Raw genomic sequence first — 20,175 nt, forward strand, 5'->3', positions numbered from 1 at the left:
CCGCGCCCCGTTTCAGGGGCGCGGGGAACTGCGCGAACGGGGTCTGCGGCGCAGCCCCAGGTCGGGACGGGCAGGGGCGGCGGGGGCGGGAAACGCCCCGGCCCTACGGCCGTAGCGCGCGCAGCAGCAGGTCCGCCAGGTGGTCGGCGACCTGTTGGGGGGTGAGCGGTCCGTCGGGGCGGTACCACGTGGACAGGTGGTGCACGGACCCGAAGTGATAGTCGACGACGAGGTCGGCCGGCGTGGCCGTGGAGAAGACGCCCTTCTTCTGGCCCTCCTCGACCAGCGCCCGGAACCGCTCGTGATAGCGACGCCGCTCGGCCCGCACCTGCTTGTGCTTCTCGGGGCTGAGGTGATGCATCGAGCGGAAGAAGATCGACGCGTCGTCGAGATTGTCGATCGTCGTGACGACCACGTCGGCCGCGGCCCCCCGCAACCGCTCCTCGACCGGCGCGTCGGCGTCCGCGAAGGCGTCCAGCCGCTCCTGCTGGATACGCAGCACGCGCGCGTACACCTCGTGCAGCAGGTCGTCCTTGGAGCCGAAGTAGTGGTACAGCGCCCCCTTGGTGACGCCCGCCGCCTCGACGATCTCCTGCACCGAGGTGCGGTCGTAGCCCTGCTCGGCGAAGAGCCGGGTGGCGGCGGCCAAGAGCCGCTGCGGTACGGGCGTGCCGTCACCGTCCGTCGTCCTGGGCACTGCCGCCACCTGCCTTTCGTCTGATGTCTTACTGGCTGTCGTGCGGGCGGGAACGCAGTTCCCGACGGAGGATCTTCCCACTCGCCGTCTTGGGCAAGTCGGGCAGGATCTCCACCTGCCGCGGATATTTGTAGGCGGCCAGTCTCTCCTTGCAGTACGCGGCGAGCGCGTCGGGGTCCTCTTCGGCCCCGGGACGCAGGCTGATGTACGCCTTGACGGTCTCGCCGCGGTAGCCGTCGGGGATCCCGACGACGGCCGCCTCGCGGACCGCGGGGTGCGTGTAGAGGACGTCCTCGACCTCGCGGGGCCACACCTTGAAGCCGGACGCGTTGATCATGTCCTTCTTGCGGTCGACCACGTACAGCCAGCCCTCGGCGTCCATGAATCCGATGTCGCCGGTGCGCAGCTCGCCGTCCGGGAAGGTCTCGGCGGTGGCCTCGGGGCGACGCCAGTAGCCGGGCACGACCTGCGGTCCGCGGACGAGGATCTCGCCCTGCTCCCCGAACGGCACCTCCTGCCCCTGGTCGTCGACGATGCGTACGACGCTGTCGGGACCCGGGACGCCGACGGCCAGCGTCCCCGAGACCGGGTCGACGGGAGCCTCCCGGCCCGGCGGTACGGAGGCGCAGGGCGCGGTGCACTCGGTGAGCCCGTAGCCGTTGCGGATGTACGGCCCGAATCCGGCCCGGAACTTCTCCACCAGGGCGGGCGGCAGCGGGGCGCCGCCGGAGGAGATGTTGACGAAGGAGGAGAAGTGGTCCGGCGTGACCGCCGGGTGCGCGGCCAGCGCCATGAAGGCGGTCGACGGGCCCACCGTGTACTGGGGCCGGTGTTCGGCGAACGCGTCGAGGACGACGCCCGCCTCGAAGCGGTACGCGAGGACCAGGGTGCCCGCGCTGTCGAGGCAGGCGGCGAGCTGGCAGACCATCCCGGTGATGTGGAACAGCGGCGCCATCGCGAAGTAGACGGGCGCCTCGGGCAGCCCCAGCCCCGTCCGCTGCCGCTCGGCGTTGTACATGATGTTGCCGTGCGTGTTGGTGGCCCCCTTGGGGGTGCCGCTCGTGCCCGAGGTGTAGCTGATCAGTGCGATGTCGGAGGGGCCGAGGTCACGCCCCACGGGGGCCTTGTGACCCTGCCGGGCGACCGCCAGGAGGTCGCCGGCATCGTCTGCGACCGGCAGCCGCTCGAAACTCAGCACCCGCGTGTCGTCGCGGGTCTGCAGATCCAGCTCACACGCCGTCAGCACCACGCGTACGGGCGACTCGGCGGCCGTCTCGCGCAGATACGACTCCCACGCGCGGTCCGCGCACACCAGGGCGCTCACCTCCGCGTCCTGGAGTACGTGCCGCACCTCGCCCGATTTGTACATCGGGTTGACCGGCACGACGGTCGCGCCCGCCTTCCAGGCGCCCAGCAGGGCGAGCACGAAGTGCGGGGAGTTCTGCAGCAGGATCGCCACCCGGTCGCCGCGCTCCAGGCCACCGGCCGCGAGGTGCCCGGCGACGGAGTCGCTCAGCTCGTCCACCTCGCGGTAGCTCAGCCGCCCGTCGAAGTAGGCGAGGGCCGTGCGGTCGGGGGTGTGCGACACGACCTCGCGCAGGGCGTGCACCAGGGTGTCGGCGGGGTTCACCGGGGCGCGCTGGGCGTCGTTGAGCAGCGCCACCCAGGGCCGGTCGGCATAAGTGGTCACCGGCCCGCCTCCCACTTCTGCTGGATGTGGTTCATGGTGGCCAGCCAGCGGTCGGGCTCCCCGGCCCGCACCTGGTAGTACCCGGCGACCTCGGGGTGCGGAAGGATCAGGAAACGGTCCTCCTCGATCCCCTGGAAGAGCGCCTCGGCGACGTCCTCCGGCTCGATCGCGGTCGGCTGGAGCACGAGGTCGCCCGCGCTGCCGGTGGCGTCGAGCATGTCGGTACGCACGCCCTGCGGACAGATCGCGTGGACCTTGAGACCGCGGTGGCGGTACGTCAGGGACAGCCACTCCGCGAAGGCGTACGCGCCGTGCTTGGTGACGCTGTAGGGCGCGGCCCCGATCATGGTGAGCAGTCCGGCGGCCGAGACGGTGGAGACGAAACGCCCGCTGCCGCGCTCCAGCCAGGCCGGAAGCAGCTCCTGGGCCGCGCGGACGTGCGCCATCACGTTGACGTCCCAGGCGAGCGCCCAGACGTTCTCGCCGGCCGCCTCCGAGCCGCCGGAGGCGACGCCCGCATTCGCGCAGTAGACGTCGACCGTGCCGCCGAGCGCGTCGCGGGCCTCGGCCACGATCGCGGACGCGTCGCCCGGGACCGCGATGCCGCCGATCTCGTCGGCCACGGCCTTCGCCTTGGCGGCGTCCAGGTCATTGACGACGACCCGGGCCCCCTCGGCGGCGAAGCGACGGGCCAGCGCGGCCCCGATCCCGCCTCCCGCTCCGGTGACGACCACTCCCGCATCCTGCACGGCTTCCACCATCGGTCTCCTTCGACACGACGCGACACGGCTCTTCTGCGACTGTACTGCGACGCCAGACTAACCAGTCGGTATGTAGGCAGGGAAGGGGCCACCACGCCGAAGCCCCGTGCACCGGTGGCACCCCTCGGGCGCGGAGCCGCGACATATCCGGCTCCACCGCGTGGGCGCGACAAGCCGCGGATGCCGCGCAGCTTACGAACGACCGGCGGGAGCCCTTAGCGTGCCCTGTGCAACCTTCCGCGATCACGGAGGTCACACCATGCTCCCCCACGTCCTCGGCTCCGCTCGAACAGGGGGCACCCCCTTGTCCAGACGGACACTCCTCGCCGCCGGCACCGCCGCGGCAGCCCTGGCACCGGTGGCGATGGCGAACGATGCCGGCGGCCGCGGGCTCCGCACCGGCTTCGAGCGCCTGGCCGCGGACGGCTACGCCCTTCTCCGCGGCCGGCGGACCGGCATCGTCACCAACCCCACCGGCGTCACCAGCGACGTGCGCCACATCGTCGACGTCATGCACGCCGACGACCGCGTGAACCTGATCGCCGTCTTCGGCCCCGAGCACGGCTTCCGCGGCACCGCGCAGGCGGGCGGCTCCGAGGGCCGCTACGACGACCCGGCGACCGGACTCCCCGTCTACGACACGTACTTGAAGAGCGGTCAGCCGCTCGCCGACATCTTCACGGCCTCCGGCGTGGACACCGTCGTCTTCGACATCCAGGACGTGGGCGCGCGCTTCTACACGTACATCTGGACGCTGTACGACTGCATGGAGGCGGCCCGGCTCGCCGGGAAGCGTTTCGTGGTGCTCGACCGGCCGAACCCGGTGACCGGCCGTGCGGCCCAAGGGCCCGTCCTGCACAAGGAGTTCGCGACGTTCGTCGGACGGCAGCCCATCGCGCAGGCGCACGGGATGACGGTGGCGGAACTGGCACGGCTGTTCAACGAGGAGTTCCTCGCGGCGCCGGTGGCGCTGGAGACCGTACTGATGTCGGGGTGGAGGCGTTCGGACTTCTACGACGCCTCCGGCCTGCCCTGGGTGCCGCCGAGCCCGAACATGCCCACGGCCGACACCGCCCTGGTGTACTCGGGGACCTGTCTCTTCGAGGGGACGAACCTGTCGGAGGGGCGGGGCACGACCCGGCCGTTCGAGCTGCTCGGCGCGGACGGCATCGACGGACGCTGGGCCTCCGATGTCAGTCAGCTGAAACTCCCCGGCGTGCACTTCAGGGAGGCGTACTTCGCTCCCACCTTCTCGAAGTTCCAGGGCAAGACCATCGGGGGCGTACAGATCCACGTGCACGACCGGGCCGCGTACGACCCGGTGCGCACCGGCGTCGCCCTCCTGGTGACCGCCAAGAAGGCCTGGAGCGGCTTCGCGTGGCGCTCCGACAACTGGATCGACAAGCTGACCGGGTCGACGCTGGTGCGCACGATGATCGACGCGGGGGCGAGCGCCGACGAGGTCGTGGCGGCCTGGCAGGAGGAGCTGAAGGCTTTCCGGCGGGTACGGGAGGAGTACCTCCTCTACGGGTGAGCGGGGACGCCGCCGTCCGCGGAACAGGGGTCTCTCGCTTCCGGGGGCACAGCCCCGCGGCCAACGCCTGTTGGGCAACGAGTGTTGGCCAACGAGTGTTGGGCAACCAGGGTTGGGCAACCGGTGCAGGCCAACAGACGTTGGTCTACGTGCGTTGGTCTACGTGCGTTGGCCAACACGCGTAGGCCACCGACGTTGGCCAACGAACGTAGGACGACCCGCGTTCGCCGACCGACGTTGGCCAGCGGACCTGGGCCAACGGACGTTGGCCAACGGATGCAGGCCAACGAACGCCGACCATCACGCATGTTGGCCAACAGGCGTAGACGAAACGCCCGTTGGCCAACACCCGTGGGCATCGTCACCGGTGTGACGTGTACTCCACCACCTGCTGATAGGTCGGCCGGTTCTGCCAGGTGATCTTGCCGTGCTTGATGCCGCCGAGCGCCCGCTGGACGATCGAGTCGGCGCACCACTGGTCGCCCGCCGAGCACTGGTCGTCGCCGGGGTAGACGTCGGACGCGGTCTTGCCGGCCGCATCCTTCAGGGTGCTGATCAGCGCGTCCCGGCAGGCGCTGAGGCTGCCGGAGCCGCAGTACTTCTGCGACAGACCGCCCTGCACCGACTCCCCGAGCACCGCCCGGATGTCCTTGTCGACATAGCTCCACCAGCCGTACTGGAACGAGCTTCCGGCGTGAGCGCCGGTCGGGCCGTGCGCGGCCGACGGCGACTCGTCGACGGGGAGGTTGTTGCTGAACGCGGTGTAGAGGTCGCTGCCGAGGCCCGGCTGGAACTCGGCCTTCACCAGCAGCGGCCACCAGGCGTCGAGGATGCGGATCGCGTCGGCGTTGGCGTACGTGTGCGACCCGGACGACGTCTCCGTGCGCTTGGCGCCCGCCGTCACCCACGCGGACAGCTTGCTGACGGCCGCCGCGGCCGTCGGGTCCGTGACCGTCGAGCTGTTGATCACCTTCAGCAGGTCCGGCAGCACGTCCTCGGCCCGCAGATCGGCCAGGGCGGCGTCGGCCATGGCCTTCACCAGCGCGGTCCGCGTGACGCCGCCGGCCGCCACCAGTTTCTTCACCCGGTCCTCGAGCAGGTTGCCACGATGGACCGAGCCGTCACCCCAGGAGGCTGTCGTGTAGTCCTTGGCCTGCTTGTTGTTCCAGGAGATGTAGTAGTCCTGGTCGGTCGAGTTGGGGTGGGCGGACGCCGGTGTGTAGTCGGCGGTGTTCGTCGTCGGGTTCCAGTTCTTCCACTCGTACGCCGCCTGCGCCCACACGGGGAACTCGGCGTCGACACCGGTGGCGCGCACCGGGTTGTCTCCGCTGTTGTAGTACGCGGTGTGCGAGGAGTCGGCGTAGAACCAGTTGAAGGTGTAGTTGATGTGCTGCACCGCGCTCTGGAAGGTCGCCGGGCCCTTGACGTAGTCCGGGTCGTTGAGCATCTGGAAGCCGATGATCGAGTCGGCCTCGTGCATGAAGGAAGAGCGCAGGGTGGTGTACGCGACCTTCTTCCCGCCGACCGTCGCGCGGTACTCCACCGGGCCGTACTTGGTCCGGTAGACCTGCATGCGGTAGGAGCCCGCCGCGGTGCCGTCGGCGACGGTCGGCTTCCAGGAGTTGGTCTGCTCGACCTTGTCCATGGCCGTGCAGGTGCCGTGGTAGAGGTAGTGGTAGTCGTCCTGGCACAGTTCGACGGCGTACGTGTCGATGATGTCCTGGCCGGAGGTCGTCGCGCTCCAGGAGTAGTCCTGGCCACGGCCGAGTTCGACGTACATGCTCAGCCCCGCGAAGGAGGCGCCGCGGGCGCTGATGCCCGGGCCCTGGATCTCCTGGAGCATGAGCAGCTGTGGCGCGAAATAGCCGGTTTGCGGGCCGAAGACGGCGATCGGGTGGCCGCTGGCGGTGTACTTGCCGCTCACCACGAGGGCGTTGGACATACCGCGCTTGGCCGAGCTGAGGGAGGTCTTGGCCGCCGTGGCCGAGGCGCTGGTGGCGCTGGAGGTGGCGGCGCTGCCGGTGCGGTCGTAGACCAGCTGTTCCTGGGCCACCGAACCGGCGTCGGGCAGGGCCTCGCCCTGAGGGCCGGCCGGCTTGCTCGCGTACGGGAAGCTCTCGCCGTTGTGGACGGTGAGCACCGCTTCGGGGTCGTTGCGCTCGCGGAAGGACTCCCAGACCTTGGTGCCCTCGGTCACGCCGTACTTGGACTGGGCGGCGATCAGCGAGATCGCGTTGTTGACCTCACCGCCGCCTCCGGAGCCGAAGAGCGCGCCGATGACGGAGGCCAGCGCGACCAGGTCGGTGAGCTTGAAGTGGTCGATGGTCCCGGCGTTGGTGATGGAGTCCTTGTGGCCGGTCAGGACGTACTCGCCGGGGAAGTAGCGGCCGCTGTCGGAGGCGTCGATGTAGGCGTTGATGCCGTCGAGGTAGGCCTTGGCGTCGGCGAGGGCCTGTTGGCCGCGGGCGCCGTTGTTGGCGATGGCGCTGTCGATCTGGGCCTGCAGGTCGGCCTCGGTATAGGGGGCGTTGCGCCAGAACTCCTGCTCCAGACCCTGGTTGGAGGCCGCACCGCCCGCGAAGGTGGTCAGCTGGCCGCGTCCGACGTGCCGGAAGACGTCCATCAGCCAGAGCCGGTCCTGGGCGGCGGCGTACCCGGCGCCGTACTCGGTGCCGTAGCGGGTGGTACCGGTGATGTGCGGGACGCCGGTCTTCTTGTCGCGGACGATCGTGACGTCGCTGCGCGGCTTCGTGGTCGAGGCGACCTGGTCCGAAGCGACTCCGAAGGACGCGTCGTTGAAGAAGTCGTTGATCTTGGCGTCGGTGAGCGTGGAGTAGCCCGAGGCCAGGTTGCCGTAGGGGGCGAGCTGGTCCTCGGCGTGGTCGGGCTGGGTGCCGAAGGCCTGGTTGAGGAGGACCTGGGCGAGGGTCGCGTTGCCGTTCTCGCCGGGCGGGAGGATGTCCGAACACTGGCCGCCGCAGTAGTCGTTCGCGGCAGCCGACGACGATGCGGCCGAGGTGTCGGCGGCGGCCGCTTGGGAAAGCGGCGACAAAAGACCGGCAATGAGGACGCATATGGATGCGGCCTTGAGGAACTTGGGGAATCTGCGGGGAGTTCTCAGTCTGTCGAGCGTGGTGCGTGGGGTGCGCCGTGGCATGGCAGCTCCTACCGACGGGGGTGGCCCGGACGTTACCGCCGGTATCCCCGGGAGTGAAGATGAACATGCGTCAGTTTTGGGATTCATCACGGCCGGGCAGCGCCCTCGACAGGCGGCTGACAGCAACGGGAGGTAGGCCGGGAACGGCTCGGCGGGTGGCTTATGGCAGTCATCGAAAAATGGATGGAGCCGAATCGCTTGTCGATACGTCTATTCGGCGACGTCCGTACGGGACGACGCCGAAGTGACCGAAGTACAGGTGCAGGTGTGACGGAGGTGCAGGGCGATGGCCGGTTTCCGGAGTCTGGCGAGACAGGTGCGAGATCCGAGGTGTGATCTGGCACTGCGGCGCTACTCACTGCGCAAGTGCCTTGAGAGGTTCGCCCCTTACGGGCATCGGGCGACCTGGGACCATCTGTGCTCCCGGGCCGGATTCGGACCCGAGGACCGCTCCCCCGATCCGGCGCGGCTCGTGGCCGCACTGGTGGAGTTGGAGGAGGCCCGTTCCGTCTGGCTCGCCTACGAGGTCGAGTTCGCGCAGCGTCGCAAGAAGGAGAAGCACGACGGACTGCGCAGGCCGGGCAGTGTCGACGACTGGCACCGGCTGACCTGGGGCGGCTTCGGGGTCGCGTGGTGCGACGACCCGCGGGTCCACCCCCATGAGCCACTGGCCGAGGTGCTGCGCCGGCTGATCGCCGCGTTGGAGCGCGAGCCGGGCACCGTCTGCCCGGTGTGCGCCGCAGAGCGCCTCACATGGAAGTACGACCTGGCCCACGAGCCGTCGGTGGGTCCCGTCTGCACGAGCTGCGGAATCGTGGTGCCGCGGCCCGTCCTGACACCGGAGGCATTGGCGGAGACCAGGCGCGGACGGCTCCTCCTGGCGTCCGCGTGATCGCTCCGCCGGGTTGAGCGGCGCTGGGTACGGGGACTGCGGGTGAGTCGTCGGCCGCGACTCGGTCGTGGCAGGGCGCGCCCACCCGGCGGAGCCGGACAAGGTCACAGCCCCGCGCCCCTGACGGGGCGCCGCACGCACCGGGGTTGTCAGTGCCGCCTGGCACCATCGAGGGCATGGTGCAGGTCTGTTTGAACGGAGCGCGCGGCTCGGCCGACAGTGCCGTCGTGCCGATGTCGCCCGAAGCGATGGCCCAGTCCGCGGCCGAGGCAGTCGCGGCCGGGGCCACGGACATCCATGTGCACCCCAAGACCCCCTGTGGGCGGGACACCTTGTCGCCGAAGGTGGTCGCGCCGACGCTCGACGCGATACGGGCACGGGTGGGCGTTCCGGTCGGCGTGACCACCGGCGCGTGGGCCGAACCGGACCCCGCGGCCCGCGTGGCGCGCGTCCGCTCCTGGACCGTCCTGCCCGACCACGCCTCGGTCAACTGGCATGAGCCGGGCGCCGAGGAGGTGGCCGCGGCGCTCCTCGACCGCGGCATCGGCGTGGAGGCGGGCATCCGGTCCGGCACGGACGGCGCGGCACGGTTCACCACGTCACCACTCGCGCCGCGGGTGCTGCGGGTACTCGCCGAGGTCATGGACACCTCCCCGGAGACGGCACAGGAGTCGGCCCGATCCCTGCTCGCCGGCCTCGGTACCCGTCACGGCCGCCCCGTGCTGCTGCACGGCACGGAGGGCGGCGCCTGGCCGGTGCTGCGCCTCGCGGGTCGACTCGGGCTCGGCACCCGGATCGGTCTGGAGGACACGTTGGCCCTGCCGGACGGGAGCCGCGCGACGTCCAACGGTCAGCTGGTTGCGGAAGGTCTGGTCCAGTACGGGTGGTCACCTCCGGGGACAGGCGCATGTACGGGGTGCCCGGAAGCGCCGTCTCCTCCGGCAGGAAGCATCGCTCGCAGCCCGTCTCGGTCGGGCCGGCGAAGCCGTTGAGGACCATGTCGATGTCGGCGAGAGCGGCGGCAGGGGCGGGCGAGGGCATGGGGGAGGGTCCCGTCAGGACTCCGTGCCCGGCGTCGCCGTGGGCCGAAGATCCCGACGCTACCAGCGGCAAATCCGTTCGCTCCAGCGCTTTCCCCTCCGGACAGTTGAGGGCGATGAAACACGGCTGAGGAATTCGAGGAGAACCCGATGTCGACGCTGCGCGTCACCGCCGAAGAGCTGACCATCCATGAGCATCCGAACGCCGACGCGCTCGAACTGGCCCAGGTGGGCCTGTATCGAGCCGTCGTCGCCAAGGGCGCCTACCGCACCGGCGAGCGGGCCGTCTACATCCCGGAGCAGTCCGTGCTCCCGGCCGAGTTGATCGAGGAGCTGGGACTGACGGGCCGGCTCGCGGGAAGCAAGGCCGACCGGGTCAGGGCCGTACGGCTGCGCGGTGAGCTGTCGCAGGGCATCGTGTGCCGGCCGAAGGCGCTGGCGGGCGTCGATCTGGCGCGGGCCGCCGAGGACGGCACCGACTTCGCCGAGGTGCTCGGCATCGTCAAGTGGGTCCCGCCGATCCCGCCCACGATGGACGGCGACGTCGAGTCCGCGCCCGATCTGCTGCCCTGGGTCGACATCGAGAACATCCAGCGCTACCCGGACATCTTCACGCCGGGCGAACCGGTCGTCCTGACCGAGAAGCTGCACGGTTCGGCGTGCCTGCTGACCTACCTCGCGGATGACGGCCGCGTGCACGTCTCGTCGAAGGGCTTCGGCGCCAAGTCCCTGGCGCTGAAGGAGGACCCGCGCAATCTGTACTGGCGCGCCGTGCAAGGGCACGGGGTCGCCCAGGCCGCGGCCCGGCTCGCCGAGCGGCTCGGCGCACGCCGGGTCGGGATCTTCGGCGAGGTGTACGGGGCGGGCGTACAGGACCTGTCGTACGGCGCCGACGGTCGCCGCGTGTCCCTCGGTTACGCCGTGTTCGACGTCTGCGCGGAGATCGACGGCGAGGTCCGCTGGCTGGACGCGGCGGCGCTGGTGGACGGCGAACTCCCGCTGGTACCACGGCTGTACGAGGGCCCGTACGACATCGAGCGCGTCCTTGAGGTCGCCTCGGGCCGTGAGACCGTCTCCGGGCGCGAGCTGCATCTGCGCGAGGGCGTCGTCATCCGCCCCTCCCCCGAGCGCTACAGCCCGGTGACGGGCGGCCGGGCGATAGCGAAGGCGGTCAGCCCGGCGTATCTGACGCGGAAGGGCGGCACGGAGTACGAGTAGTCGGGGCGCGGGGCGGTCACTCGGGGGCTTCGTCCCCGAACTCCCGGGAGATCGCCCCTCAGCGACAGTCCCCCGTCGCCTTCTGCCGCTCCGGCTCCCGCTCGTCCTGCCGCTTCCGCTGCGTGCCGGGGCGTTCGGCCATCAGCCGGGAGCCGGTCTGGCGCTCGCCGAAGACGTCGTCCGGGTTGGAGAGCACACAGTTCTCCAGCGACAGACAGCCACAGCCGATGCAGTCCGTGAGGTGGTCGCGCAGCCGGCTCAGCTGGGTGATGCGCTCGTCGAGTTCGGAGCGCCACGCCTCCGAGAGCCGGGCCCAGTCCTGCCGCGTCGGGGTCCGCTCCTCGGGGAGTTCGGCGAGCGCCTCGCGGATGGTGGCGAGCGGGATGCCGACGCGCTGTGCGGCGCGTACGAAGGCGACACGGCGCAGCGCGTCGCGGTGGTAGCGGCGCTGGTTGCCCGTGGTGCGGCGGCTGCTGATCAGGCCCTTGGACTCGTAGAAGTGCAGGGCCGATACGGCGGCGCCGCTGCGGGCCGACAGCTGACCGACCGTGAGTTCATGGATCTTCTCGGGAATCTGGGGCACCCCTCGAACCTTACCGACCTCGTCACACCCGCGGTGCGTTGACAGGAGGCCCCCACCCGACCATGCTAAGCAGTTGCTTAGACATTGCGACGCGGGAGGCCAGGGACATGGCAGAGCCGAGGATCTTCACGTCCGCCGACGAACTGAAGGCGGCGGTGGGCGAGCAGTTGGGGCACAGCGACTGGCTGGAGATCGACCAGAAGCGGATCGACCTCTTCGCGGACGCCACGGGCGACCACCAGTGGATCCACGTGGACCCGGAGAAGGCGGCGGCGGGCCCCTTCGGGACGACCATCGCGCACGGGTATCTCACGCTGTCCCTGCTGCCCGCGCTGGTGCCGCAGGTGATGCGGGTCGAGGGCATGAAGATGGGCGTCAACTACGGGACCAACAAGGTGCGTTTCCCCGCGCCGGTACCGGTGGGGTCCCGTTTGCGCGCGACCGCCGTCCTCCAGGAGGTCACCGAGGCGGGCGGTGGTGTCCAGGTCACGGCCGCGGTGACCGTCGAGCGTGAAGGCGGGGACAAGCCGGTGTGCGTGGCCGAGTCGGTGTCCCGGTACTACTTCTGAGGGTGGCGCCGGCAGCCTCGGGCCGTCCGTCGCCCGCGGGCCGTCGGTGGCCGGCGACCGGTGACGGGTGGCTGGTCGCGCCCACCCGGCGGAGCCGCACGCTGTGACACCCCCGCGCCCGCGGCGACGGGGCACGGACGGTACTCGGGGTTATTTCTTGGCCCCCACCATCCGCAGCACGAGGTCGGCGTACAGCGCACCGACCTCGTCGGGCGTCCTGGGCCCGTTGACGTTGAACCAGCGGGCGACGTCGATGCAGAGGGAGAGGATGGCGAGCGTCGTGCCGGGGACGTCCGGGACGTCGAAGTCGCCCGCCGCCACACCGTCCTCGATGATGCCGCGCACCTCGGCGTCGACCTGGCGTCGCAGGCCGATGATCTCGGCGCGGGCCTGCGGGCCGAGCGAGTCGAGTTCGTACTGCACGACCCGGGCGGTGGTGCGGCCTCCGGCGTGCCAGCGCACGAAGGAGCTCACCGCGTCGGCGAGCCGCTCGGCCGCGCTTCCCGCACCCTGGGCGGCCGTCCGCAGGATGTCGAGGGCCTTCTCGTGGCCGATCCTGCTGATGCGGTGAAGCAGCTCTTCCTTGGTCTTGTAGTGGATGTACAGCGCGGCCGGGCTCATGCCCGCGCGGCCCGCGATGTCCCGGGTCGTCGTCGCGTGATACCCGCGCTCGGCGAAGGCCTCCACGGCGGCCAACAGCAGCCGCCGGGCCGCGTCCGGGGTGACCTCGGCCCACGGCTGCATCTCGCCGCCGGCCGTCTCCTCCGCCGTACTCATCGCTGGTTCGCCCCTTCCACTGGCAGGGAGAACACCATACCCCCGAACCTGAGCGGGCGCTTAGTGTCCCCGCTCAGCGCGGATCAGAGCTTCTCGAAGGGGTCGTACGCCCGCCCGCCGGGCCGAGTGGCGTCCTGACGGTCACGGATCACCTTGGCCAGGGTGAAGGCCGACGTCACCAAGTAGAGGACGGCGATGGCCAGAAAGGCGCGCACCCAGGCATCGGCCTGCAACTTGAAGATGCCGAGGGCGGTCGCCGCCATCGCGACCGAGAAGGACGCCACGGCCTGACCGTAGAAGGCGGCCGTGTTCTGCTGCTTGACCGGTGTCTCACTCATGGGACAAGGGTCGGCGGACGCCGCCGCCGTCGCATCCGCCGAGATACTCAGGGCCGCGCGGGGGCGTACTCAGAAGGCCGAGACCCCTGTCAGCGCACGCCCTATGACCAGCTTCTGGATCTGGCTGGTGCCCTCGTAGAGGGTCATCACGCGGGCGTCGCGCAGCAGCTTGCCCGCCGGGTACTCGTCGATGTAGCCGTACCCGCCGAAGACCTGGAGGGCGTTGTTCGCGGCGCGGACGGCGGCCTCCGAGGCGAAGAGCTTGGCCTTGGAGGACTCCGTCGCGAACGGCAGGCCACGGTCGACGAGATCGGCGACCCGCCAGGTCAGCAGCCGTGCCGCGTCCACGTCGACGGCGATGTCGCTGATCAGCTCCTGGACGAGCTGGTGATGGGCGATGGTCTTCCCGAACTGCTCGCGCTGGGTCGCGTACGTCACCGCCGCGTCCAGTGCCGCCTGGGCGATCCCGACGCAGCCGGCGGCCACGGACATCCGCCCCTTGGCGAGCGCGGACATGGCGACGGCGAACCCCTTGCCCTCGGGCGCCATCATGGCGCTCGCGGGCACGCGCACGTCCTCGAGGACCAGCTCGGCCGTGGCCTGCCCGCGCAGACCGAGCTTGCCGTGGATGGTGCGGCGGGTCAGGCCGGGAGTGTCGGTCGGCACCAGGAAGGCGGAGACGCCCTTGTGGCCGGGCGCGTCCGTGGAGCGGGCGAAGAGGAGGACGACATCGGCCCAAGTGCCGTTCGTGATGAACATCTTGGTGCCGTTGATGACGTAGTCGTCGCCGTCGCGCACGGCCTTGGTCGACAGGTTGCCCGCGTCCGAGCCGGTACCCGGTTCGGTGAGCCCGAAGCAGCCGACGTACTCGCCGGAGGTCAGGCCCGGCAGCCACCGGCGCTTGTGCTCCTCACTCCCCCAGTACGCGATCGACTTGGCGACCAGACCCAGCGAGACGGAGACGATCCCGCGCACGGAGGAGTCGCCGCGGCCCAGTTCCTCCGTGACGAGGCAGTACGCGAGATGGTCGCCGCCGCTGCCGCCGTACTCCTCGTCGACGGTGAGCCCGAGGAAGCCGACCGCGCCGAGCTTCTTGACCATCGACCGGTCGACTTCCTCCGCGCGGTCCCACTCGATGACATGCGGGGCGATCTCGCGGTCCACGAAGTCCTTGGCGAGCTGCCGGACGGCGGTCTGCTCCTCGCTGAGCTCCAGGTTCATACCGAGTCACCCCACAGATAGACGGACAGCGGCCTTCGCGGCCGTACACGGAAAGCCGTACCTTTAAATTAGCACTGCTAGTTTCTAGGTGCAGCCCTACTATGTGCGCCATGGCCCGACCACGCAAGCCCCTCCTCAGCACCGACCGCATCGTCGAGACGGCGCGGGCCCTGGTGGACGCCGAGGGTCTGGCCGCCGTCTCGACGCGCCGGCTCGCCGCCGAGCTGGGGGTGAGCGGGCCGTCCCTCTACAACCACTTCCGCACCAAGGACCAGATCCTGGAGGCGGTCGCGGACTCGGTGAGCGCACAGGTCGATCTGTCGATGTTCGAGGACGGCCGCGAGTGGCGTACCGCCCTGCACGACTGGGCCGTCTCCTATCGGACGGCCCTGCGCGACCACCCGAACATCGTCCCGGTTCTCGCGCGCGGGCCCGGGCGGCGGCCGGCCGGGCTCCGTCTCGCCGACGCCGTCTTCGGCGCGATGGTCGACGCGGGGTGGCCTGCGGCCCAGGCCACGTCGATCGGTGCGCTGATGCGGTACTTCATCATGGGCTCGGCGCTCGGGTCCTTCGCCGGCGGGTTCGTCGACGACGCGGCCGCATACGATCCCGCCGACTATCCCCACCTCGGACAGGCCCATCTGCTCGCCGAGCAGCAGGAGAAGATCGACGAGCGGGCGTTCGAGACCGGGCTGAGTGCGTTGTTGGACGGGTTGGCGCTGCAGTACGAGGGGTTGGGACGGGGGGCCTGAGGGTTCTCACCCCTGCCACTCCCTCCCGGTACGTGCCCGCACCTGCCCGCACCTGCCCGTACCTGGCTTTTCAGGCCCGCCCGCGTTCGATCAGTGGGGTCTGGGGTCTGGGGCCCGGAGTCCAGGGACGATGGGGGTCCCCCTGCTCGAGCGAAGCCGAGAGCTCGGGGGCGGCTGGGGGCGGAGGGGAGGCTGGGGGCGGAGGGGACAGCTAGGGGCGGAGGGGACGGCTAGGGGCTGAGGGGACGAAAGATCCTGCCCCCCACCTTTCGGTGACCACCGAAGTTTTCGTGTCGCATGCTGGGGGACATGACGAGGCCGAAGGATCCAGGAGGCCCGGGGCTCGCGGCGCTGGCCGGGCTGCTGGCGGACGAGACGCGGGCGGCGTTCTTGCTGGCGTTGCTCGACGGGCGAGCATGGACCGCCGGGGAGCTGGCCCGCCACGCCGGCGTCGCCCCCTCCACCGCCAGTGAACACCTGGGCAAACTCGTCACCGGCGGACTCCTCGGCGAGGAACGCCAGGGACGCCACCGGTACGTACGCCTCGCCGACGCGCGCGTCGCCCAACTCGTCGAGGACCTCGCCGCCCACGCCAGGCCGAAGGCGGCCGTGCCTCCGCGCACCCTCCGGGAAGCCGGCGCGGGATCCGCGATGGCACGCGGCCGCACCTGTTACGACCATCTCGCCGGACGCATCGGCATCGCCCTCACCGACGCCCTGACCAGCCGTGGACTGCTCCGCCAGGACACCGGGTTCGCGCTCACGGACACCGGACTGCGCTGGTTCGACTCAGCGGAGATCAGCCTCGAACGCGGCGGCCGGCGCCCGCTGGCCCGGGCCTGCCTCGACTGGACGGAGCGCCGCCCCCACCTCGCGGGCGTCGCGGGCGCGGCCCTGTGCCGGCACGCCCTGGACACCGGCTGGTGCGTCCGCATCGGCTCGGAACGCGCGGTGAAGGTGACGCCCGAGGGCGAGCGCGCCTTCGCGGATCTCCTCGACATCGAGGCGGCGGCGCTCCGCTGACGAGCGAAGACTCCCGGCCGGGCGCCTTGAGCAAGGCACGACCCCTCCCCCATCGCCCGACGCCCGACGCCATCGTCGGATGCCCGACACCCGACACCCATCGCGGATGCCCGACACCCGATGCCCATCGCCCGGCGACGCAAAGCTCCCCTCCCCCGGAAGCCGCCGGGCGGCTCGACGCCCCCACCACACCGTCCGAAATCCGCGAGACCTCGCCCCGCACCCCGCCTAGCCTCAGGAGCATGATGAACATGACCCGCCCCGCACCGACCACCCGTCGAGCGGAACTGTCCGCCGCGGGCGCGGCAACCGTCACCGTCGGGCTGTGGGCGTCGGCCTTCGTCTCGATCCGCAGCGCGGGTGAGGCGTACTCGCCGGGCGCGCTGGCGCTCGGGCGGCTGCTGGCGGGAGCGATCGTGCTGGGGGCCGTGTGTCTCGTACGCAGGGAGGGGTGGCCGCCGCGCTCCGCCTGGCGCGGGATCGCCATATCCGGGCTGCTGTGGTTCGGCTTCTACATGGTCGTCCTCAACTGGGGCGAGCAGCAGGTGGATGCCGGCACGGCGGCGCTGGTGGTGAACATCGGTCCGATCCTCATCGCCCTGCTCGGCTCCCGGCTGCTCGGGGACGCGATGCCGCCGCGACTGCTGGCGGGCATGGGGGTGTCGTTCGCCGGCGCGGTCGCCGTGGGCCTGTCGATGTCCGGCGGAGGCGGTTCCTCGGTCCTCGGAGTGGTCCTGTGTCTGCTCGCCGCCGTGGCCTACGCGGCCGGGGTCGTCGCGCAGAAGCCCGCGCTCGGACGGGCGAGCGCGCTCCAGGTCACGACGTTCGGCTGCCTGGTCGGCGCCGTCGCCTGTCTGCCCTTCGCCGGGCAACTCGTCCAGGACGCGGCCGACGCGCCCGCCTCCGCCACGCTCAACATGGTCTACCTGGGCGTCTTCCCGACCGCACTCGCCTTCACGACCTGGGCGTACGCTCTCGCCCGCACGACCGCGAGCCGCATGGGCGCGACCACGTACGCGGTACCCGCCCTGGTGGTGCTGATGTCCTGGCTGTTCCTCGACGAGGTCCCCGGACTGCTCACGCTGGCGGGCGGGGCCCTGTGCCTCGCGGGCGTGGCGGTGTCCCGTTCCCGTCCTCGCGCCGGCCGGACCGCGGCCCCGGAGCACACTCCGGAACCGCTGCCCGAGCCCGCGGCCGGGCACGAGCCCGTGTACGAGCCCGCGCCCGCGCCCGTGTACGAGCCCGCGCCCGCGCCCGCGCCCGAACAAGCCTGATTTCAGGCGGCGTCGACGTCTAGAACACCACCAACGCCCGGCCGCCCTTGCCCGCGATCATGTTGTCGAACGCCGCCGGGATCCCGTCGAGGGCGATCCGGTCGGTGACCAGGGCGCCGAGGTCCAGCCGGCCGGCTCGGACGTGTTCGGCCAGGACCGGCAGATCACGGGCCGGGTCGGAGTTGCCGTACACGCAGCCAGCGAGGGTCCTGCCCCAGTGGAAGATCTCCAGTGCGTTGAAGGTGACCTGCTGGTCCTTGCCGCCGATGCCGACGACCGTGGTGCGCCCGCCGCGCCGGGTGGAGTCCCAGGCGGTGCGGATGGTGACGGCGCGGCCGACGCACTCGACGGCGACGTCGACACCCTGTTTGCCGGTGAGGGCGCGGATCTCGCGCGCGGTGGTGTCGGAGGCGACGACGTAGTCCGTCGCGCCGGCGTCGCGGGCGAGCGACTCCTTCTCGGGCGAGACGTCGACCGCGACGATCTTCGAGGCGCCCGCGATCCGGGCGGCCTGGAGCGCCGCGAGCCCGACCCCTCCGGCCCCGAACACGGCGACGGTCTCGCCGGGTTGGAGCTTCGCCGAGTGATGGACGGCGCCGTATCCGGTGAGAACCGCGCAGCCGAGGAGGGCGGCGTCGGTGAGGGGTACACCGTCCGGTACGGGCAGCACGCATCCGGCGGCCACGACGGTCTCCTCGGCGAACGCGGCGACGTTCAGGCCGGGGTGGAGGTCGCTCCCGTCGGAGGTGCGGCGCGCGTACACATCGCCGGCGCCGGTCAGCGCGTCGGCGCACAGCCAGACCTCGCCGAGCGAGCAGGCGTGGCACCGTCCGCAGGAAGGCGCCCAGTTGAGGACGACGCCGTCGCCGGGCGCGACATGCGTGACGCCCTCGCCGACGGAGACGACGGTGCCGGCGCCCTCGTGTCCGAGGACGGCGGGGACGGGCACCCGCATGGTGCCGTCGGAGAGGGAGAGGTCGGAGTGGCAGACCCCGGCGGCGGCCAGCCGGACACGGACCTGGCCCGGGCCGGGTTCGGGCAGGTCGATCTCGGCGATCTCCAACGGAGCGCCCACGGCGGGAAGTACGGCAGCGCGAACCACGTGAATGCTCCTGGGCCTAGAACTGAAGGGACTTGGTCTGGAGGTACTCGGACAGTCCGTGCGAGCCCAGCTCGCGCCCCACACCCGACTGCTTGTAACCCCCGAACGGGGCAAGGGGGTTGAACCGTCCCCCGTTGATGTCGACCTGCCCCGTGTCGAGCCGTCGCGCGAAGGCGACCGCCTCGCCCTCGTCGCCCGCCCAGACCGCGCCCGCGAGCCCGTACACCGTGCCGTTGGCGATACGGAGGGCGTCCTCCTCGTCCTCGTACCGGATGATCGACAACACCGGCCCGAAGATCTCCTCCTGAGCGATCGTCATCTCCGGTGTGACCTCGGCGAAGACGGTCGGACTGACGAAGTACCCCTGCTCGTACGGCGATTCAGGGCCGCCCGCGACGAGCCGGGCGCCCTCCGCGACGCCCTTCTCGATGTAACCGCGCACCCGCGCCCGCTGCTTGGCGTTGACGACCGGTCCGATGCGGTCGCCGTACTTCGCGGCGGCCGCCGCGGCCAGTTCGACCGCCTGCTCGTACTGCGCGGTGTGTACGAGCATGCGGGTCCAGGCGCTGCACGTCTGGCCGGAGTTGGACATCACGTTGGCGACACCGACGTTGACCGCCTTGGCGAGGTCGGCGCTCGGCAGGATGACGTTGGCGGACTTGCCGCCGAGTTCGAGGGCGACCCGCTTGACCGCGGCACCGGCCGTCGCGCCGATCCGTTTGCCCACCGCCGTGGAGCCGGTGAAGGAGACGAGGTCCACGTCCGGGTGCTCGGCGAGAGCCTGGCCCGCGACCGGTCCGACGCCGGTGACCAGGTTGAAGACACCGGCCGGGACGCCCGCCTCGGCCACGGCCTCGGCGAAGAGCTGCGCGGTGAGCGGGGTGTCCTCGGCGGGCTTCAGCACCACCGTGCAGCCCGCGGCGAGCGCCGGGGCGACCTTGGCGACGATCTGGTGCAGCGGGTAGTTCCAGGGCGTGATCGCGCCGACGACGCCGACGGGCTCCTGGTAGACGGCCGAGTTGCCGACCTTCTCCTCGAAGGCGTACGTCGCCGCCAGTTCGGCGTACGAGCCCGCGACAGCGATCGGCACGCCCGCGTGCACCGCCTGGGAGAACGGCAGCGGGGAGCCGAGTTCGGCCGTGACGGTCTCGGCGATCTCGTCCTTGCGGGCCACCAGGACGTCCCGCAGGGCCGTCAGCCGGGCGGCCCGTTCGGCGGGCGGCGTCGCGGCCCAGGCCGGGAAGGCGGCACGCGCGGCACGTACGGCGGTGTCGACGTCCGCGGCGGTGCCCGCCGGGACCCGGCCGATCACCTGCTCGTCGACCGGGTTCACGACGTCGATCGTGTCCGTGCCCGCGGCGGGGCGCCAGGCCCCGTCGATGTACATGCCGTCATGTGCCTTCATCGTGTTCCTCCTGGGCCGGTCCGCGTCGTCCGCACCCTAAACTAGCGATGATAGTTTTCGGGCGCCAGAGGGATCCGGCCGACACCGGCGGGACGGTCCGCGCCAGGGGGACAGTACGGGCCCAAGAGGCCGGGCCGCACCC

General features: G+C 71.0%; 18 protein-coding genes. 8 read left to right on the forward strand and 10 right to left on the reverse strand.

Annotation, left to right across the window (positions count from 1 at the left end; all coding sequences use genetic code 11):
* Positions 1-103: 103 nt before the first annotated feature.
* Genes ACFVXA_RS37905 through ACFVXA_RS37915 form a run of 3 tightly spaced genes read right to left on the reverse strand, consistent with a single transcriptional unit; the run spans position 104 to position 3,148 of the window.
* Complete coding sequence (locus tag ACFVXA_RS37905; protein ID WP_189187803.1) at positions 104-697, reverse strand: TetR/AcrR family transcriptional regulator; 594 nt, start codon at positions 695-697, stop codon at positions 104-106.
* Between the two features lie 28 nt (positions 698-725).
* Positions 726-2,387 carry an AMP-binding protein gene (locus ACFVXA_RS37910; RefSeq protein ID WP_362032750.1) on the reverse strand — a complete coding sequence of 554 codons (1,662 nt, stop codon included), beginning with the start codon at positions 2,385-2,387 and terminating at the stop codon, positions 726-728.
* Positions 2,384-3,148: an SDR family oxidoreductase gene (locus ACFVXA_RS37915; RefSeq protein ID WP_362032747.1), complete on the reverse strand. Its 765-nt coding sequence runs from the start codon at positions 3,146-3,148 to the stop codon at positions 2,384-2,386. Before ACFVXA_RS37915 ends, ACFVXA_RS37910 begins: the two co-directional genes overlap by 4 nt.
* A 259-nt stretch (positions 3,149-3,407) precedes the next feature.
* On the opposite strand from ACFVXA_RS37915, the gene ACFVXA_RS37920 reads away from it, so the two are divergent.
* Positions 3,408-4,682 (forward strand): exo-beta-N-acetylmuramidase NamZ domain-containing protein, encoded by a 1,275-nt coding sequence (locus ACFVXA_RS37920; RefSeq protein ID WP_390028525.1) that lies wholly within the window; start codon positions 3,408-3,410, stop codon positions 4,680-4,682.
* Between the two features lie 361 nt (positions 4,683-5,043).
* Here the strand turns inward: ACFVXA_RS37920 and ACFVXA_RS37925 are convergent, their stop codons facing one another.
* On the reverse strand, positions 5,044-7,839 hold the full coding sequence (locus ACFVXA_RS37925; protein WP_389514513.1) for a penicillin acylase family protein: 2,796 nt from the start codon (positions 7,837-7,839) through the stop codon (positions 5,044-5,046).
* Between the two features lie 286 nt (positions 7,840-8,125).
* Here ACFVXA_RS37925 and ACFVXA_RS37930 point away from each other — a divergent pair, with 286 nt between their 5' ends.
* From ACFVXA_RS37930 to ACFVXA_RS37940, 3 genes are all read left to right on the forward strand, one after another.
* A complete protein-coding gene (locus tag ACFVXA_RS37930; protein WP_362032741.1) occupies positions 8,126-8,731 on the forward strand; it encodes a hypothetical protein in 606 nt (201 codons plus the stop codon).
* 176 nt (positions 8,732-8,907) lie between these two features.
* A complete protein-coding gene (locus ACFVXA_RS37935; protein ID WP_390028526.1) occupies positions 8,908-9,723 on the forward strand; it encodes a 3-keto-5-aminohexanoate cleavage protein in 816 nt (271 codons plus the stop codon).
* A gap of 198 nt (positions 9,724-9,921) precedes the next feature.
* Positions 9,922-10,989: an RNA ligase (ATP) gene (locus ACFVXA_RS37940; RefSeq protein WP_390028528.1), complete on the forward strand. Its 1,068-nt coding sequence runs from the start codon at positions 9,922-9,924 to the stop codon at positions 10,987-10,989.
* A gap of 58 nt (positions 10,990-11,047) precedes the next feature.
* Here the strand turns inward: ACFVXA_RS37940 and soxR are convergent, their stop codons facing one another.
* The gene (gene soxR, locus ACFVXA_RS37945; protein WP_389514509.1) at positions 11,048-11,572 is read right to left on the reverse strand and encodes a redox-sensitive transcriptional activator SoxR; all 525 of its coding nucleotides are present in this window, start codon (positions 11,570-11,572) and stop codon (positions 11,048-11,050) included.
* 107 nt (positions 11,573-11,679) lie between these two features.
* Here soxR and ACFVXA_RS37950 point away from each other — a divergent pair, with 107 nt between their 5' ends.
* Positions 11,680-12,141, forward strand: coding sequence for a MaoC family dehydratase (locus ACFVXA_RS37950; protein WP_362032729.1), 462 nt, complete (start codon positions 11,680-11,682; stop codon positions 12,139-12,141).
* 150 nt (positions 12,142-12,291) lie between these two features.
* On the opposite strand, the gene ACFVXA_RS37955 is transcribed toward ACFVXA_RS37950, so the two are convergent.
* From ACFVXA_RS37955 to ACFVXA_RS37965, 3 genes are all read right to left on the reverse strand, one after another.
* On the reverse strand, positions 12,292-12,918 hold the full coding sequence (locus ACFVXA_RS37955; RefSeq protein ID WP_362032726.1) for a TetR/AcrR family transcriptional regulator: 627 nt from the start codon (positions 12,916-12,918) through the stop codon (positions 12,292-12,294).
* Positions 12,919-13,001: 83 nt separating this feature from the next.
* Positions 13,002-13,256: a YiaA/YiaB family inner membrane protein gene (locus ACFVXA_RS37960; RefSeq protein ID WP_362032723.1), complete on the reverse strand. Its 255-nt coding sequence runs from the start codon at positions 13,254-13,256 to the stop codon at positions 13,002-13,004.
* A gap of 69 nt (positions 13,257-13,325) precedes the next feature.
* On the reverse strand, positions 13,326-14,477 hold the full coding sequence (locus ACFVXA_RS37965) for an acyl-CoA dehydrogenase family protein (RefSeq protein ID WP_383748037.1): 1,152 nt from the start codon (positions 14,475-14,477) through the stop codon (positions 13,326-13,328).
* A 110-nt stretch (positions 14,478-14,587) separates the two neighbouring features.
* Between ACFVXA_RS37965 and ACFVXA_RS37970 the strand changes: the two genes are divergently transcribed.
* From ACFVXA_RS37970 to ACFVXA_RS37980, 3 genes are all read left to right on the forward strand, one after another.
* On the forward strand, positions 14,588-15,229 hold the full coding sequence (locus ACFVXA_RS37970; RefSeq protein WP_362032717.1) for a TetR/AcrR family transcriptional regulator: 642 nt from the start codon (positions 14,588-14,590) through the stop codon (positions 15,227-15,229).
* A gap of 297 nt (positions 15,230-15,526) precedes the next feature.
* Positions 15,527-16,252 (forward strand): ArsR/SmtB family transcription factor, encoded by a 726-nt coding sequence (locus ACFVXA_RS37975; protein ID WP_389748991.1) that lies wholly within the window; start codon positions 15,527-15,529, stop codon positions 16,250-16,252.
* Between the two features lie 242 nt (positions 16,253-16,494).
* Positions 16,495-17,526: a DMT family transporter gene (locus tag ACFVXA_RS37980; protein WP_390028529.1), complete on the forward strand. Its 1,032-nt coding sequence runs from the start codon at positions 16,495-16,497 to the stop codon at positions 17,524-17,526.
* Between the two features lie 19 nt (positions 17,527-17,545).
* Here ACFVXA_RS37980 and ACFVXA_RS37985 read toward each other — a convergent pair whose 3' ends face one another.
* On the reverse strand, positions 17,546-18,628 hold the full coding sequence (locus ACFVXA_RS37985; RefSeq protein ID WP_390028530.1) for a Zn-dependent alcohol dehydrogenase: 1,083 nt from the start codon (positions 18,626-18,628) through the stop codon (positions 17,546-17,548).
* A gap of 16 nt (positions 18,629-18,644) precedes the next feature.
* Entirely contained in the window at positions 18,645-20,033 is a 1,389-nt protein-coding gene (locus ACFVXA_RS37990; RefSeq protein ID WP_362032705.1) for an aldehyde dehydrogenase family protein, read from the reverse strand.
* Positions 20,034-20,175: the final 142 nt, after the last annotated feature.

The organism is Streptomyces sp. NPDC058246 (assembly GCF_042881985.1).
GTDB lineage: Bacteria > Actinomycetota > Actinomycetes > Streptomycetales > Streptomycetaceae > Streptomyces.